Genomic DNA, 17,001 nt, shown 5'->3' with positions numbered 1-17,001 from the left:
TTGAAAAAGAGGTTCTCATGAAACAACTTGATCCTAAAATGCTACGCAACGCCTTCGGCAGTTATATGACTGGGGTGACCGTGATTACAGCGGTGAGTAAAGATGGTACGCCTGTCGGTTTTACAGCCAACTCTTTTACCTCGGTATCGCTTGATCCGCCATTACTGCTGGTTTGCCCAGCAAAATCTTTATCTACCTTTGAGGTATTTGCTAACTGTGAAAGCTTTGTTGTCAACATTTTAAGTGAAGACCAACAGGCCGTGTCGAACATATTTGCCAGCTCTAAAGAAGACCGTTTTAGTCAGATTGAGTGGCACAAAGATGAGCAAGGCAACCCTGTTATTGATGGTGCGCTCACGCACTTTTCTTGTAAAACTGAACGTAACCTCGACGCAGGTGACCACAATCTGTTGGTAGGTGAAGTACTGAATTTCTCTAACCGTGAAGGCCATGGTTTGGGTTATGCATCAGGCGGTTATTTTAGTTTGGCATTAGAACGCGAAGCGGCAGACATCAGTACCCAAGAAAAACACGTCTGTGTTGGCGTCATTATCGAGCATAACGGTAAAGTGATTATCAACAAAAGCGAAGGTAAAGCCGTCTTACCCAATACGACAACCGATGACAATACCAACGCGGTCAGCGCCATCAAACAGTTTTTGACAGATAACGGTATAGATGCGCAACTGGGCGCTGTGTTTTCAATCTATGAGAATACCAAAACCAATACCAACTATATCTTTTACCGCGCCATTGCAAATTCGCCAGAGACTAAAGGGCTTGGTGAATACGTGGCAATCAATGATATTGAAAAACAAGATTTTGCGACCTCAGCCATGAATTCGATGATGACTCGCTACGCCGCAGAGAGCGAAAACGGTCTTTATGGTGTCTATGTCGGCCAAGAAGAGCAAGGTCGCGTCCACTAAATTTTATACATAAACGACACTTAAACAAACATGACCTGTAAATACAGTCAGTAAAAACAAATAGCAAAGGATATGCCTTATGAAATTCTCACTATTCCTACACATGGAACGCCTCGACGAATCACAATCTTATGAACAGCTCCATAATGATTTTATTGAGCTGGCAAAAATGGCCGACCAAGGCGGAATGCACGCTATCTGGACAGGCGAACACCATGGTATGGATTTTACCATCGCCCCTAACCCATTCTTAAATCTAATCGATCTATCTCATCACACCAAAAACGTGCGCTTAGGTACGGGTACAGTGATTGCACCCTTTTGGCATCCGATCAAACTGGCTGGCGAAGCTGCCATGACAGACATTATCACAGGCGGCAGATTGGATTTGGGTATCGCGCGCGGTGCTTATAATTTTGAATATGAGCGCTTGATGCCGGGTATGGATGCCATGGAAGCTGGCGGACGCATGCGAGAGCTTGTCCCTGCCGTCCAAAAATTGTGGAAAGGCGACTACGCTCATGATGGCAAATACACCCAATTCCCCTCTACCACCTCAGCGCCAAAACCGGTACAAAGTGGCGGCGTGCCTATGTGGATTGCAGCTCGTGACCCTCATAGCCATAACTTTGCAGTAGAAAACGGCTGCAATGTGCAAGTCACCCCGCTGTGGCAAGGTATGACAGAAATTCAAAACCTTATGACTGCGTTTAAGAATGCCAAAGCCGAACATGGCGAAGGCAAAAACCCAAAAATCATGCTACTACAGCACGCTTATGTGGGTAGTAATGCCGATGATGTGGCAACAGCAGCAAAATCTATCAGCCGCTTTTACTGCTATTTTGGTGCATGGTTCAAAAACGAACGTCCCATTCGTCAAGGATTACTTGAGCCATTGAGCGAAGAAGAAATGGCAGCAATCGATATGTATGCGCCTGAAAAAATGTTAGAAAACATGCCAATAGGAACGCCTGAGCAAGTCATTGAAAAGCTTAAAGTCTATGAAGAATTGGGCTATGACGAATTTGCATTCTGGATTGACTCTAGCATGACCTTTGAGCAAAAACGTGACTCGTTACGCCGTTTTATTGATGATGTCATGCCTGCGTTTGCATAAATATTTTGAGTCTCTTACTCTAGTGCGAGCTAAACAGACAACCTAAAAAATTTGGAGAATCACCATGACCAAACCTCATTACCAGCTTTATATCAACGGTGAGTGGTGCGAAGGCAGTAACAACCAACGCTTGGACAGCTATAATCCTGCGACTGGCGAAGCATGGGCAACGTTTGCTTGTGCCAGTCCTGAAGATGTTGAGCGCGCGGTCAGCGGCGCAAAAGCCGCCCTTAACAATCCTGAATGGGCAAAAATGACCGCCACTCAGCGTGGCAAGTTATTGTACCGCTTAGCTGAACTGATCGAAGAAAACGCTGAGAGACTTGGTGAGATCGAGACGACAGACAGCGGAAAACTGGCTCACGAAACGGTCGCTCAAACCCGCTATGTCAGTGACTATTACCGTTATTACGCGGGTCTTACTGATAAAGTTGAAGGCGCGACGTTACCGATTGATAAGCCTGACATGCATGTCTTCACCACTCGTGAACCCATCGGTGTGGTCGCCGCTGTCGTACCGTGGAATGCCCAGATGTTCTTAACATCGACTAAGCTTGGCCCAGCACTAGCAGCGGGCTGTACCATTATTTTAAAAGCATCAGAAGTCGCGCCTTGTCCGATGTTTGCGTTTGCTGAATTGATTGAGCAAGCAGGCTTCCCAAAAGGGGTGGTCTCTGTCATCACAGGGGATGCCGAAAACTGCGCGATTCCGCTGACCAGTCATCCTGATGTCGATAAAATTGCCTTTACAGGTGGGCCTGAAGCGGCGCGTCACGTGGTCAGAAACTCTGCCAATAGTTTTGCGGTCACAAGCTTAGAGCTTGGCGGCAAGTCTCCTATCATTGTCTTCGAAGATGCGGATTTGGAGAGTGCTGCTAACGGCTTGATCGCTGGCAACTTTGGCGCTTCTGGACAGTCTTGTGTGGCAGGCTCTCGCGGCTTCGTTCATCGCTCTATCTTGCCTGAAATCATCAAACGCGTAGAAGAAAAAGCCAAAGGTATTGTCATTGGCAATCCGCTAAATCCCGAGACACACGTTGGGCCTTTATGTACCAAAGCACAGGTTGAGCGTATCAAAGATACATTAGCAAAATCAGTCGCACAAGGCGCAACCATTCGCTTTGGTGGTCAAGCTCCTGAAGATGCGGATTTGGCAAACGGCAACTATTTTTGTCCGACACTTGTAGAATGTCCGAATACGGACATCGAAACGCAAACCATTGAGATGTTCGGTCCTGTTATGTCATTGGTCGCATTTGATACCGAAGAAGAAGCCATTGCAATGGCGAATAACAGTGTTTATGGCTTGGGTTCAGGTGTGTTTACACAAAACTTGGCGCGCGCCCATCGTGTCTCTAAACAAATCCACTCTGGGGTTTGTTGGATTAATACATACCGTGCTATCTCTCCAACCGCACCGTTTGGTGGTTACAATCAATCAGGTTATGGACGAGAAGCTGGTAGCGAGTCTGTACTGCAATACACACGCACAAAAACGACATGGATTAATATCTCGGCGGAGCCGATGGCTAATCCTTTTATCATGAGATAACCAACTGGTGTAGTCAGCTACATTAAGTTTTAAGGAAAAAACTATGGCTATCCGTCCTCCTTTAGAAGAGTTAAACATAAAAACCCATGACAAAGGTTTTTATAAAGGTTTCAATCGCTTTGTCACCGTGACCTCGAAGATTTTCGTAACGCTGGTGGTGATTTGGATTTTAAGTGACATCGAGCGTTCTGGTGCTATGCTCGATGCCATGAAAAATTGGTCGTATGCCAATCTAAATGGCTACTACACCTATTCTATCGCCTTTTATATTTTAGTCTGTCTGACGGTTATTTTATGGCCGTCATTCGGCCGTATTAAGCTTGGCTCTGACCCTAATGGAAAACCAGAATTTTCAAATTTTTCTTGGTTCTCGATGATATTTGGTGCAGGTATTGGTATTGGTGTTTTGACCTATAGTGCGGCAGAACCCCTTTGGCATTTGATGAATAACCCTGACATCATTATGTCAAAAGAGATAATTTTGTCATCAATGAGCAGCAATGGTATCGCACTGCCGCAAGGCGCTGATGTCTTTGCCTTTTATCAAGATCAGGTCGCGGCTAACGCATTGGCTCCTATTGATAATCTCGTCATACCCAAAAGCGATGAAGCATTAGACACCGCCTTTCGTTATGCGTTTTTTCACTGGGGTATCGGTGCTTGGGCGACGTATTGTTTAGTTGGTATCTGTTTGGCATTTTTTGCTTATACACGCGGTTTGCCGCTCACCATGCGTTCGGCACTTGCGCCTTTATTTGGCAAGCATTTAGAAGGACCACTTGGCAATATCATCGATGTGGCTGCCGTCATTGCGACTATCTTTGGCGTGGCGCAAACCATCGGTATTGGACTCAGCTCTTTTGCCTCAGGCTTGTATAGTATTACTGGTATCTCGTGGCTAGTCGCGGATGCAGTCAATCCTGAACCAACCACAGGCGCATTATTGATGTCGTTGCTTGTGGTCATGTGTCTTTCTATGATGTCAGCCCTATCAGGTGTTGGACGCGGCGTTAAATGGCTCAGTAACATCAACATGGCATTGTCATTTTTACTCCTCGCTTTCTTCTTGATTTTTGGCGCAACGATGTTTGCGTTAGAGATGCTAGGCAAAGGTATTTTTAGCTATGTGATACATCTTCCCGCGATGGCAGTAACAGTTTGGGACCCTAATACCGAACTGGGCGCTTGGCAAACCAGCTGGTCTATTTTTTACTGGGCATGGTGGATTGCGTTTGCACCCTTTGTTGGTCTGTTCTTGGCACGTATTTCTAAAAACCGTACAATTCGCGAGTTTGGTTTGATTGGGATTGTTGCACCAAGTTTGACGTTGTTTGTTTGGTTCTCTTTGATTGGTGGTACTGGCATTGATTTAGAATTAAGCGGTATTGCAAATGGTAAGATTTTTGATTCAGGATTGACCGCTCAGCTGTTCGAAATTATAGGTTTCATGCTCAACCCAGCGATGGCAGGCGTCTTATCATCGATGGTGGTGGTGCTGCTATTGACGTATTTGGTCACGTCAGCCGATTCTGCATTACTGGTAATTAATACCCTCAATGCTGCGGGTGAAGTCCAAGTCGAGAATGGCTCAAAACATATCATCGTTTGGAGCATTGCGGTTACTGCTGTGGTTGGCGCGTTGATTCTGGCGGGCGGATTAGACGCTATTACCTCAGCCATGATTGTGGCAGCAATTCCCTTCTCGTTTATCATTATTTTAATGGCAATCAGTCTATTAAAAGCATTAATTTTGGACATTGCACGAGCAAGAGAGCGTAAACTGTAATAATTATATGCTGGCTAATCTTGCTTGATAATGGAGCATGCTCACTTTAACCTTGCTGCGTTGGTTTTTAAGTGAATCGATTATCCTAAAAAGCCCTACTATTTAAAAGAGTAAATAGTAGGGCTTATTTATGTCATCTATATTTTCAACACTTTAATAATCGATATCAGCATAGTCGATATTTTAATAATCAACCGTATAACTCAAACCATAAGTCGTGCCTGTTGCAGGCAGACGATTTAAATCACCAAACGTGGTTTGATGATAGACCGTTTGATAGTCTTTATTGAGTACGTTATAAACCCCATAACCCACTCGGCCCACTGGCATTTTTACTTGACCCAATACATCTAACGTCATGTATCCTGTGACTGGCTGCGCACTAGCATCAGGGTCATTTTGTTGATCTTTGAACGCTCTATCATCGCCGCCAATAGCCAGTGCTTGTAGACGAATATTGCTGCCTTCATCAAAGTTGTATTGCGCAAATGCAGTACCTTTGAGCGGTGTCAAGCGCACCGCGTCTAGCTCTAACCAATCGCCGTCTTTCTTATACTGACCACGCGTGTAAGCCACGCTGCCACCTACTTGCCAGTTATCGCTGATATCTTGAGTGAGTGAACCCTCGACGCCATAGACGCGCTCATCGGTATCCACCACTTCTACCGTATAGTCATTGGTAAAGCGCACGGTTTTATCTGAAGTATTATAAAAACCCGTTACTCTTGCTGACGTGTCACCACGCTTGCCTTGCCACCCTAAATCGTAATTATTGATCGCGATAGGCTGCACGTTGTCTGAGTTGACCACAAACCCTGCGCGTACGTCACGTAAAGCGCGCTGTATGTCAGCTGTGGTAAATCCTTGTGAGAAGTTGGCAAATATTTGATCGTTCGGTGTCAGTTGATAACTGCTGCCAAGATTAAATAAGGTTTTGTCATGATCCGTCTTACCCTTTGCGACGTCACCTGCTTGGTAGTCAGTACTAGAGCCGTTAAAGTACTCTTCTAGTAATTGCTCATAAAAGGGGGTAAAGGTATCTGTCTTTGATTTAAGCTTTTGATAACGGACACCTGCGCTTGCATGCCATTTGTCAGTGATGTCTATGTCAGAGTTGACAAATGCACCAATTTTATCGATGGTCGTGTCTGGTCCGCCATTATAAGTCATACCATTTGCCTTTGAGACCAGACCATTACTGTCCTCGAACTGAGTGTAGTCTTGCCCATGGTAGGTTTGTTCACTGTTCTCACGCTCAAAATCCGCGCCATAGCTCAACAGCACTGGCTTGTCAGCAAGCTCCGTCTCAGTTTGCATGGCAGCGCGCAGACCCATCACTTCGATATCGGCTTCTGATTGCATTACGTAGGTTGCATCGGCTGCCAGCTCTTTCGCTCTGTCTTTGTCGACGCCGCTTTCTAGCAATACTTCACGGGCTTGTTTTCTGCCGTCTTTGGCCGAAGGATAAAAACGTCCCTGTTCATCGCGGTAGTAACCCGTAACGCTTAAGTTGGAACCAAAAACATCGTCATTGTTATAGTTCAGATTCACGGATGTTTTGGTTGTATAAGGCTGTTTTTCGATACGAGCACCATCGATCGCTTTTAATGATGGCGGCGTACCAAGTAATAATACTCCTAACTCTTTACCATAATCTGGGCCATAGTCAGTATCTTGCTCATCGTTATAGTAAGTCACCGCAAGATTTACGCTTTGGCTGTCATCAATGTCCATTCCTAAGTTGGCATTGACACTCAATGATTCGGTATCTTGTTGGTCGGTTTGATTGACATCTGGGCTGATACGATCACCGTGGCTATCAAATTTACCACCTTTGCTGGCGTAATCTACATCCAAACGGCCATAAACACGCTCGCCGCCATAACCCAAGCTCTGCCCCACGTGATAACCGAGGGAGTCGGATTCAAATTCACGACTACCGTCGATACCCAATCGAGTTTGACCTGTAAAACCAGCACCTGCTGCGGATTTTGTCACGAGATTGATCAGACCACCTGCCGCGCCAGACCCATAAATACTTGTCGCACCAGACAGTACTTCTACCCGCTCAAGCTGAGCAGGATCAATACTGTTTAGCTCTCGTGATAAGCTACGTGACCCTGATAACGGTACACCATTAAGCAAATACTGTACCGGACGACCACGCATGGTCGTACCATAGTTACTGGTTGAACCACTACTAGCACCCAAGCTTGGAATCAGCTGAGCCAATATATCGCCTGTGGTACGGTTGCCTGTAGCCTGTGCTTGAATATCTTCTTCACCAATCACTTGCGTGACCGCTGGCATCTCACTAATTTTTTGTGCCAGTGCCGTGCCCGTTTTAGCGCGCGCAGTTACCGTAATGGTATCCAATGTCGTGCTTGGCACATCACTGATAGCCGCATTTTCCACTGCGTCTGCCGTAGAAGCATCGACATCAGTTTGTGCATATAACTGCTGACTGATACATAGCGTAAGAAGAGAGAGAGCAACTTGATGATGACTTTTCATTGTTATTTCGCTTATGATCTGGATAAGTGGAGACAGGTTAACGTATGTTTAGCTTATAATACTAAGTGTACTGGGTTTGTGACTGTCGCATTGTAAATGATAATGATTCACATTTCTACACTTGTTTACAAACCTATCGATTGGTTGCGCTCTATCAGAGCCACTATTTCGGCAGCTAAGTGATTGACATACGTTTATGTATAAACACATAATCCACTTAACCAATTGATTTATCATTCATTCATCTAAAAAATAGTATGGCTATTGTCTGAACAAGTGGTCCAGTTGATTGTTTTGATAGGCTTCGAAAAATAGCTGGAATTTTGTCTCATCTTGCTGATGCTTGTCTTGGCAATCAGGTAATAATTGCTGTGCAACCTCCGGCGACAGTACAAACATCCCATCATTGTCCATGATAGCGATGTTGCCTGAGCGGATAACCGTACTTTGCTCGCCAAAACGATAGCGGATATCAGCTCCCAGCATGCCTTTTGTGTCATTACTTTTGAAGGTAGTGACCGCACTCACGCCTTGAGCAAAAACAGGAAAACCCAGTTGCTGGATTTGTAACGAATCGGTTGCCCGTCCAATAACAACGACGCCTGCAAGCTTTTCATAAATAGCAGCGCAAGTACGCAGCGCACCCCAACAAGCTTTGTTGCCTAATACTTGGGCATCAATACATAAGACGTCGTTAGGCTGCGCTTGAATCAGGGCTTGATTGATGACCTCTGTGTTATCGGAGTTCAAAACCACTGTCACTATTTTGCCAACTACCGTGTGCGTACAAGGATATAAAGCTTTGATATCTGGTAAGTATCCTCTCTCATTTAGATGTCCAATCGTCGAGGTGGCGATGTCTTTGTAGCTCTCTACTAGCGTCTCAATATCGATGTGATCCATTAATTTTTGCCCCATTATGCTTTTGTATTGAATCCACCATAAGGTTTGCTTCAATATTTTTTGCCCTAAAAAAAGGATTGATGGTTCTGCTCTCCCCTGCAGGCATACTGCCATGGGGATCGTCACCACGCTCAATGACTGGTAACAGTAAGGTTTTATGCGGATAGTATGGATTGGTCAGTAGCTGCTCACGGACAAACTGCGCTTGATCGGTATCAAAATCGATACTTGCCAGCGCATTGTCGAGACTGCTCATTGCCTCAAGCCACAGCCCCTTTTCACTAAGCTCATAATGTTCAGACAGGGCTTCAATAATGGCGCGGATATTGACCAATATACCCAATGACTGTAAATAAAATATCAATGCTTGCGGGCTGTCTCGGTACAATCGGTTTTTAAAATTGGGCAGGCTTAAATACTCAGGGTCTGCGATCTGATGACGCTCAAGCCACGGCAGGTAAATGCGTAACGAATCATGGTCGCGCAGTAATATACTGTTAAAACGATGGTGTTTGCTGACCATCACAACGTTCTGCCCATGCATCTCGGGTGCAAGTCCCAAACGTAAGCAGCGCAGCATCGTACTCAAAAACACATTACACAAGTTTTTGAAGCACTCGATAGCGGCAGATTTTATGAATTCTGCGTTTATGGAGGCTGATTGATCAGACGCTGACTGATGACCTGAATACTTCGCTTGAATCATCTCATCAAAGAGATGATGACTGACGCCATCTTTGTAGACCAACATACCTAAGCTTGCCATAGGCATCAGGCGAACTTGATCCTCGCACAGATCGGCAGGCAAACTTCTGAGCATTGCCCCCAGATGCGTGGGTTTTTCTTGATAGAAATACGGGTTGGTCGAGCGTTTGTCTTGTAGATGCATCGGTGACATATAACCCCACCAAATACGCTCATCCCAAAGCCTCAGCGTCGCTGCCAATGCTTTGTCTACCTGTCTTGCCCGCATCAAAATGGCTTGGTTTTTTTCACCATTAATCAGTTTTAGAGCTGGCAAATACCGTTTGGAGTTTAAGGCATACACACCGATCGGTAGCTTGATACTGTGAGGTGTATCCGCACTCAATAACATACTGCGCATTGAAGCACTGGCATAAGTCACTGCGGCATCAAACGTGAGTTTGACAATCGTGCCATCTGCCAGATCGTTGGCATAGCTCTCCGTATTGTTATTCATGGCATCATTGCCAACAGAATCGGTAGCGAAAGCACCTTCACTTAATTGAGTCAGTTGCCAAGGATGCACAGGTAGTGCCACATGCGTATCGCTTAAATGACGCTCTGCCATCTCCTTTGCCAGTCTTTTCTGCTGCCCTTTGTCTAATAAATAGGCCGCTGGATTTTGCTGGTCAATGTCCTCTACCTGCTCCGCCACCATAAGATGGGTTTTGGCAACCGCTACCCATGCCAACGCGATAGGCTGATTAAATTCTGCCATGTAACACTCATACTCTGTGGCCATAAAACCCAGTTTGCCCTTTGCTAATGGATGAAAAGGTCGATCCATCAATGAACCCCTTTGCTCAGCGGCAATTAAGGTTTGATACCAATGTGGTTGACCATAAACTGTCGTGGTAATGCTGGCACGAGCAGATTGGTTCTTAGCAATGATCGCTGCCTGTAAGCTCTCTTTTAGCTTTAGTATTCCGCTCTCACTTAAAGAGGCGCGATCCATCGCAAACAGTAAAATATCCACCAGCGTCTCTACGGTTTCTACTGGCTTTAGTGGTTGAAACGAATTGTCATTAGAGTTGTCGCTATTGTGGTTAGAGGGATTGAAATGAGACGTATTTTTTTGGCGGTATAAAACGGGCAAGCACGATTTATGCAATCGCCACGGCGCCGTATATCCCGGCTCTACTGGTAATAGTAAGCGGTCATCTTTGCTTGTCTGAATCACCAATAACGAATTAACCTCAGCAAAAAACGTTTGATAAGCACTTGGTAATGACGTCAAATGCGGTTGCAACTTTTGACTTGCGAGATAATTTGTTGTCGTTGTTACCTCAATCAAAGGCGCTTTTATCCACTCCTCAAGCAAGACACACTCGATCAGATATGTGATTAATGCACTTTGTATTCTTGCCGCATCTGGTTTTATAGCTGGATGATCAGTCTGAACCGGAAATAAAGTTGGCAAGATTGGCATTGTCTTTATCTTGGCTGTTTTCTCAGTAATTAAACCGCTACTTAAATGAGTACTTAACATGATGCGTGTGCTCGGCTTTTGGCTAATGGGTTGTTGATATATTTGATTGGAAATACCTGATCACCGAACAAGCGACGCTTCGCCAAAGATTCAATACGCGTTTGCGGAGCGAAGACATCAAACAACTCAAACCTTGCCTCATGCTCTGGGTGACAAGATTGGTACTCTGTGACGCAGTCAGCCACCTGTTGCCAAAATTCGGTCTCAGAATAGTGATAATGGGTTTGCATAAAAATAGCAATGTCCGCAAATGCCACAAAAAATAAGCAAGCAACCGTCATGTCTCGAATGCCATCAGTATCCTCTGTTTCAATAAATGAGCCGCGATTCAATGCCGCGTGGACAGCTGGCAGGCTATGAAAATTGGGAATTAAGTCTTGTCGAGCCAGATGTTTTGGGGAATAGCGCACCCCATCATGCAAGTCTTTTAGTAGGACTTTTACAGGAAAACCTGCTTCGTGTACCAGCACGATGTTTTGCGCATGACACTCAAGGGCAACGCCATGACCAAACAAGAGATGCAGTATCGGAGCCACCGTCACCTTGATAAGCTGGGCCGTCCAAGCCTCAATGCCGTACTTTTTAATCCAAGGATCAATAAGTATAGAGCCGTCCATGTTGACATAGCTGACCCCATTTAAAGGAAAGGCCGTTTGATTGCTCGATAAATACCGGCTCACGTTTTCACGCCAAATTGCGCCCAGTCCACCATAGATATGAGGGTGCTGATAGCCACGCTGCTGTAGCACCTCATGATCTAGACTGACACCCACTGTCTCACCCAAAAAGGCAATAGATAGCGCCTGAGCTGTCGCATCCTCTGCCATCAACTGATTCAACCATTTGGTCACGATCGCCGCGTTCATCACCGTGTGCTTGGCTAAAATACGAGTACTTGAGGTATTCATCAAATGCATACTGAGCTTGAGGTAAGCCTTGTCGTCTTGCAACATAGACAAGGAGCGGATCGACTGCTGGGCACGATATTGGTTACCCGTACTACCCAAATAGATGACGTCTTGTGTCTTAATGAGGGGTTGTAGCGCTAAAATTAAGGTGTTTTGCCATTGCCAAGGATGCGCTGGTATCAAACCATAAGCATTGGCTTTAACATCAGTATTGGCATTGGCGACAATGGCTTCATTTTCACTTTGCTCACTCGTGGTCGTAAGGATATGGTTTAGCTTATCATGTAACGCGGCAAACTTATCCATATCCACATAGTCTTTAATCCACTCATCGACATCTATATTGGCAGCGGTATTACTGACCAACAAATCCTTTTTGACCGCCAACCAAACCACCTCGATATTTTGAGCAAATTCTGGCCCATAGTCATAATTGTCTTGTAAATCAAAACCGATACGCGACTTAAAACAAGGATGATAGGGATGTCCGGCCATCAAATAGCCTTCGAGTTGCTCGTATGTCAGCCTATCAATAGCCGCTGGCATGTTTGGTACTGATAAATGAGGTGACAGTCGCTGTGCTTGGGTTTCATTAATTAAAGTGTGACGCAGCTCTTTGATAAAACTGTCTTTTAACGTCGCCGCTTCTATCTTTAATAAGATATCGTTAACGACATTCTCAAGCGTGGCATCGTGACTCTTACCATCAATGACGCGCTGTACGTTGTGATCATTAAATCGAATGATGTCAAAACTATAATGGATATAACCTTGAGCTTGATAACGGATATGATTATCGGTCTTGATAGTAAAGTTTAGAAGCGCAGCGTCATCGCTCGATGCTGCATTCTCATAATCAAACTCAATAATATTTTCATACAGCAGAGCTTGTAGTAGTTGTTTAATAACCCGCTGCTCTACGCACTGCATGGCTTTGTGATCGATTGGCGCTTGCCACGGCGCAGTCACGTCAGTTTTTTGGTTATGGTTTTTTTGGTCTATTTGATGATTTTTCATAATTAAATATCCTTTCCTAAAACTGAAAACAAACGGTTAAGTAAAGTCAATATGACTAACAACTATTAAAGCGAATGATAATTATTTACATTTTTTATTTAAAAAAATGCCTCAATTCGGTTGGTTTGACACATTCACCACATAGGTTCTATAAAGCGTTCGATAACTCACTGATTTTAATTCAGACCGCTTTTGGTAATCGACGCGCCGAAAAAATGGTCAAAAATAGAATTACAGCCAAAATAACAAAAATCTCTTGAATGGCCGTATCAACGCTTTGCCTATTACCTGCCGCTAACAACTGTGCACCGCGTCCTGCGACGTAAACCGTCACCAATGTTATAAAAATAGTAGAGACGATTCGGCGACTGATGTTGTTGAGCGCGGCACCTTCTGTCACCATCTCTTTGGCTAAGCTACTAAAACCGACCGTGGTGGTGGGCAGATAGGCCATTCCCACACCCACCCCTTGTACACTCATAATCACTATCAATAACCAAAGCGTCGGCTGATACAAGCACCATGCCAGCAGTAGCATGGACGACGCACTAAGTGCGATGCCCAAAATTCCTATGTCTCTAGCGCCATACTTATCCACGCGCTTGCCAGCAAAATGCGTGGTGATACTAGACATCAGCGTCGCGGTCATCAAAATCACGCCAGTCCACAAGGCACTCTTACCCATAACCTCCTGAACTAAAATCGGCAATAACAACAAACCCACCATCAGGCCCAAGGTTTGCGTCACGCTGATAATCGTACTGTGCAAATACACGGTGTTGCTAAACAAGCGTACGTTTAATAACGGCTGAATCTGACGGCGCTCATACGCCCACCAAACCATAAAAGATATCAGGAATATGGCAGCAAGCAGACTGGTCTCAATCATGCTCGCAAGGCTGGTATGAAAATCTGTTTTGAGCGTGCTCAGCCATGTCATCAAAGCCAGCAGCCAAACCAACAAGCTGACAAACCCTTTCACATCAAAAGTCTTATCAACCTTGGGCGAGCCGATATTTGGTAAAAATCGCCACACCATCAGAGTGACCGCTGCACTTAGCGGCAGCGTCACCGCAAACAATGTCCACCATGTAAATTGCTCAACCAAGTAAGCGCCAACTAACGGACCAAATGCCAGTGACATCATAATAATGATGCCCCACAGCGCCATCACTCTACCGTGTCTATGCTGCGGATATATCTGGTAGAGCATGCCGATAGATATCGGAATCGTCAGACCACCACTCAGCCCTTGTATAGCACGCGCTATGATTACCATCGTCATGGAGGGCGCGCACATCCCAATCACTGAACCCAGCATAAACCCGATGATTGCGGTCAAATAAACTGGCCTAAACGCAAACTTTTTATGCAAGTAACCACTGAGCATTAGACCCACGCTCATAGACAGCACATAAGCATTCAGCACCCAGCCGCCCATCACAATATCGACATCGAACACCGACATAAAAACAGGAATAGCAGGATTGAGGGCGCTATTGCTAAAGCTGATAACCGTGCCGCCAAGCAACAAGGTCAAAAGCACCTGTCGACGCGGCTTGCCTGTCAACTTCTCACTGCTTAATTTTTCACTGCTATCAAGAGATGCCACCATTTATATCATTGACCTGTGATGACATGACGAGTACAACGCGTTTACTCCAGCAATCACAAAAAATCGAATCATAAAGCAGCCGCACCATAAAATTTGAGATAGCCACTCGATTCAAAAAACTCATCACGATTACAAAAGTAAAGCGATGCCTTTTTTTCAGGCATATCGATCAATCGTTGTAACTGATAGGCAAAACCATTAGCAACCCATTTATAGGCTTCCACCTTACTATCAGGTTCGCCCACTATTTTTTTGGCGTCGGTATGCTCGAAAATGAACTTACTGAGCATCATTACTATTGGCTTGAGATACCCTTTACCAACGACGGCAGTATCACCCAATAGCAGATGCCAGCCCATGTCACTTTCTTCGGCTTTATAATAGTGAGACAAGCGATCGCGAGCCGCTTCATAGATCTCTACATAGCCGATCGGCACATCCTCACAAAGTACGATGTAGAGACGCTGATGGTCATCGGCCAGCATTTTTTCAAAATGTACTTGCAGCTGCGGCATAGGCAGATGTAGCTGCCATTGCTCTACCACATGCTCAGCGTGCATCCATTGATAGAGCATTGGCATGTCTTCAGGATATTTGACCGCTCGTAGTCTAAACGTTTTCTCATAAGCCTCTGCGGCATAGGTATCTGGCAGATTCTGTGTGATGGTCGGCATAAATAGCTCCTTATTTTGTGTGATTTAGAGGTGAAATTTCTCTCAGTAGAGACGTACACTTTTTAAAATAAATCGACGATACTGCTCATTGATATAATGACACTGACATTAAGACGACGACATTAGACCGACGCGCCAAATTGTTGGAATACTTCTAACGCATCAGTGTCATATACGGTCTTACCTATCAATTGATTGATGATTTGCCCAGCTCGATAGGCGCCCAATCCCAAGTCAGGTGTGCCCACGCCATGAGTGTGAATTTCTTGGTTTTGCACAAAGACTTTACCGCTATTATTATCATGATTTTGATACACCAATGCGTAATGCCGATCAATCTTTGGTTGTCCAAACTCATCATACTCAATGGCATACAGCAATGAATTTAGGCAGGCAGGTAGCGCATGACGATAACCCGTGCCAGCGATGAGACAGTCGTAATCCGCCGTAAATGTCTGCTTCTGCTCACACTGTTCAAATGTTATCTTTAAGGTGTCATCCGATAAAGTATCATCAAGGGTTGCCTCAACCACTGCACAATTAGACAACAGTGTCGTGTGTGGTGATTGATTGCCAATGCTGCGCTCATAAAGCTTATGATAAATATCGCGTATGGTGTCAAACCCCATGCCTTTGTAGAGCAAGTCCTGCTTGGGCGCGACTTCTGCTTTGGTCGCGTCATCCAACTGATAAAAATAATCGGTATAAGCGGGACTAAAATGCTCTAACCCCAATGGCGAGTATTCCATCGGAAAAAAGCCAGATGAGCGGGTTACCCAGTCCAATTGGAACTTTGGTTCATCGTTGCTATCAAGTTGTTGATCAAACAATTCACGATATACCTCAGCCGATGACTGACCGGATCCTAAGATCACGATTTTGGTTAATCTATCGTCTGTCTTATGACTATTGCTTTGGCTATTGTCCTGACCACCTTGTACTTTAATCGCTTCAAAATCGAAATTATTGGCAAAGTGCGCAGTGTGCATACAGCGCTCAGGGACTTGCTGAGCAAGCTTTTGCAACGCAGATGGCAGGACTGGCTGCGTACCCGTGCCTATGACTAGGTTTTTGGCATAATACGTTTTTTGCTTGCCTTGCTCCTGAACTGTCACGACAAATCCATTGTGCGTGTCAGTATTGGCATTGGTGGCGCTATCGTCATCGTTAAAGCAAGCACTGTTGTCATTGAACGCCACATCCACTACTTGTGCATCGAACGCTAAACTCTCCAGCTGCCCTGCTACCCATTGGCAGTAATGATTGTATTCTTTGCGATAAATCTTAAAGTCCTCTAAAAAATAAAACTTGAGCAATCGATGCTGCGTATGCAAATAGTTTAAAAATGAATGGGGACTGGTCGGGTCTATCAATGTCACCAAATCTGCCATAAAGGGCACTTGTAGCGTGGTGTGCGGTAAGATCATACCTTTGTGCCAATTAAACCCCGCCTTTTGCTCAAAGAATTTGGCATTGACGTCTGTTTTGTCAAGCAATGCCGCTAGACTAAGATTAAATGGCCCCAAACCGATACCAAGAATATCTAACACGTTGATTCCTTATTGCTTTATAGCACTTATTCACATATTGATTTATATCGAGCTATCGTCAGGTCACTATAAAAGCCTGTCAGCAGAACTGGCATAAAGGTTCCAAAACCTCTGTCATCGTCGATGCAGCAAGTAAGGAAATGGTTATCAGTTCTGCAGGATAATGACTTGTACCTGTTTCATTGAATATTGACCATACTTAC

Annotated in this window: 11 protein-coding genes; 4 read left to right on the top strand and 7 right to left on the bottom strand. The window is 44.9% G+C overall.

Translation table 11 applies throughout. The annotated features are described in order from the left end of the window. The first annotated feature begins 17 nt into the window (after nucleotides 1-17). The 4 genes from FW759_RS00185 (at nucleotide 18) to FW759_RS00170 (ending at nucleotide 5,384) form a co-directional block, all read left to right on the top strand. The gene (locus tag FW759_RS00185) at nucleotides 18-929 is read left to right on the top strand and encodes a flavin reductase family protein (protein ID WP_095568470.1); all 912 of its coding nucleotides are present in this window, start codon (nucleotides 18-20) and stop codon (nucleotides 927-929) included. Between the two features lie 79 nt (nucleotides 930-1,008). Beyond that, the gene (locus tag FW759_RS00180; RefSeq protein WP_095568471.1) at nucleotides 1,009-2,046 is read left to right on the top strand and encodes an LLM class flavin-dependent oxidoreductase; all 1,038 of its coding nucleotides are present in this window, start codon (nucleotides 1,009-1,011) and stop codon (nucleotides 2,044-2,046) included. Between the two features lie 64 nt (nucleotides 2,047-2,110). After that, nucleotides 2,111-3,598 (top strand): aldehyde dehydrogenase, encoded by a 1,488-nt coding sequence (locus tag FW759_RS00175; RefSeq protein ID WP_446441823.1) that lies wholly within the window; start codon nucleotides 2,111-2,113, stop codon nucleotides 3,596-3,598. Nucleotides 3,599-3,641: 43 nt separating this feature from the next. Next, nucleotides 3,642-5,384 (top strand): BCCT family transporter, encoded by a 1,743-nt coding sequence (locus FW759_RS00170; RefSeq protein WP_446441822.1) that lies wholly within the window; start codon nucleotides 3,642-3,644, stop codon nucleotides 5,382-5,384. Between the two features lie 183 nt (nucleotides 5,385-5,567). On the opposite strand, the gene FW759_RS00165 is transcribed toward FW759_RS00170, so the two are convergent. The 7 genes from FW759_RS00165 to FW759_RS00135 all read right to left on the bottom strand — a co-directional run bounded on the left by FW759_RS00165 (nucleotide 5,568) and on the right by FW759_RS00135 (nucleotide 16,798). Beyond that, nucleotides 5,568-7,898 (bottom strand): TonB-dependent receptor, encoded by a 2,331-nt coding sequence (locus FW759_RS00165; RefSeq protein ID WP_446441821.1) that lies wholly within the window; start codon nucleotides 7,896-7,898, stop codon nucleotides 5,568-5,570. 261 nt (nucleotides 7,899-8,159) lie between these two features. After that, nucleotides 8,160-8,801, bottom strand: coding sequence for an RraA family protein (locus tag FW759_RS00160; protein ID WP_446441820.1), 642 nt, complete (start codon nucleotides 8,799-8,801; stop codon nucleotides 8,160-8,162). Next, nucleotides 8,782-11,034, bottom strand: coding sequence for an IucA/IucC family protein (locus FW759_RS00155; RefSeq protein ID WP_446441819.1), 2,253 nt, complete (start codon nucleotides 11,032-11,034; stop codon nucleotides 8,782-8,784). Before FW759_RS00155 ends, FW759_RS00160 begins: the two co-directional genes overlap by 20 nt. Then, entirely contained in the window at nucleotides 11,028-12,959 is a 1,932-nt protein-coding gene (locus FW759_RS00150; protein ID WP_446441818.1) for an IucA/IucC family protein, read from the bottom strand. The genes FW759_RS00155 and FW759_RS00150 overlap by 7 nt, the downstream gene beginning before the upstream one ends. A 181-nt stretch (nucleotides 12,960-13,140) precedes the next feature. Further along, a complete protein-coding gene (locus tag FW759_RS00145) occupies nucleotides 13,141-14,574 on the bottom strand; it encodes an MFS transporter (RefSeq protein WP_446441817.1) in 1,434 nt (477 codons plus the stop codon). Between the two features lie 68 nt (nucleotides 14,575-14,642). Further along, entirely contained in the window at nucleotides 14,643-15,248 is a 606-nt protein-coding gene (locus FW759_RS00140; RefSeq protein ID WP_446441816.1) for a GNAT family N-acetyltransferase, read from the bottom strand. Nucleotides 15,249-15,370: 122 nt separating this feature from the next. Then, on the bottom strand, nucleotides 15,371-16,798 hold the full coding sequence (locus tag FW759_RS00135; RefSeq protein WP_446441815.1) for a lysine N(6)-hydroxylase/L-ornithine N(5)-oxygenase family protein: 1,428 nt from the start codon (nucleotides 16,796-16,798) through the stop codon (nucleotides 15,371-15,373). Nucleotides 16,799-17,001 lie beyond the last annotated feature (203 nt).

Source organism: Psychrobacter sp. 1176_08, from assembly GCF_052850615.1.
The sequence above is the reverse complement of the archived record's forward strand: the minus strand, read 5'-3'. Positions and strand labels throughout refer to the sequence as shown.

Coding starts and splice junctions, on each gene's coding strand:
- FW759_RS00155 (WP_446441819.1), bottom strand. CDS start 11,034: ATGTTAAGTACTCATTTAAGTAGCGGTTTAATTACTGAGAAAACAGCC.
- FW759_RS00185 (WP_095568470.1), top strand. CDS start 18: ATGAAACAACTTGATCCTAAAATGCTACGCAACGCCTTCGGCAGTTAT.
- FW759_RS00150 (WP_446441818.1), bottom strand. CDS start 12,959: ATGAAAAATCATCAAATAGACCAAAAAAACCATAACCAAAAAACTGAC.
- FW759_RS00145 (WP_446441817.1), bottom strand. CDS start 14,574: ATGGTGGCATCTCTTGATAGCAGTGAAAAATTAAGCAGTGAGAAGTTG.
- FW759_RS00175 (WP_446441823.1), top strand. CDS start 2,111: ATGACCAAACCTCATTACCAGCTTTATATCAACGGTGAGTGGTGCGAA.
- FW759_RS00160 (WP_446441820.1), bottom strand. CDS start 8,801: ATGGATCACATCGATATTGAGACGCTAGTAGAGAGCTACAAAGACATC.
- FW759_RS00180 (WP_095568471.1), top strand. CDS start 1,009: ATGAAATTCTCACTATTCCTACACATGGAACGCCTCGACGAATCACAA.
- FW759_RS00170 (WP_446441822.1), top strand. CDS start 3,642: ATGGCTATCCGTCCTCCTTTAGAAGAGTTAAACATAAAAACCCATGAC.
- FW759_RS00140 (WP_446441816.1), bottom strand. CDS start 15,248: ATGCCGACCATCACACAGAATCTGCCAGATACCTATGCCGCAGAGGCT.
- FW759_RS00165 (WP_446441821.1), bottom strand. CDS start 7,898: ATGAAAAGTCATCATCAAGTTGCTCTCTCTCTTCTTACGCTATGTATC.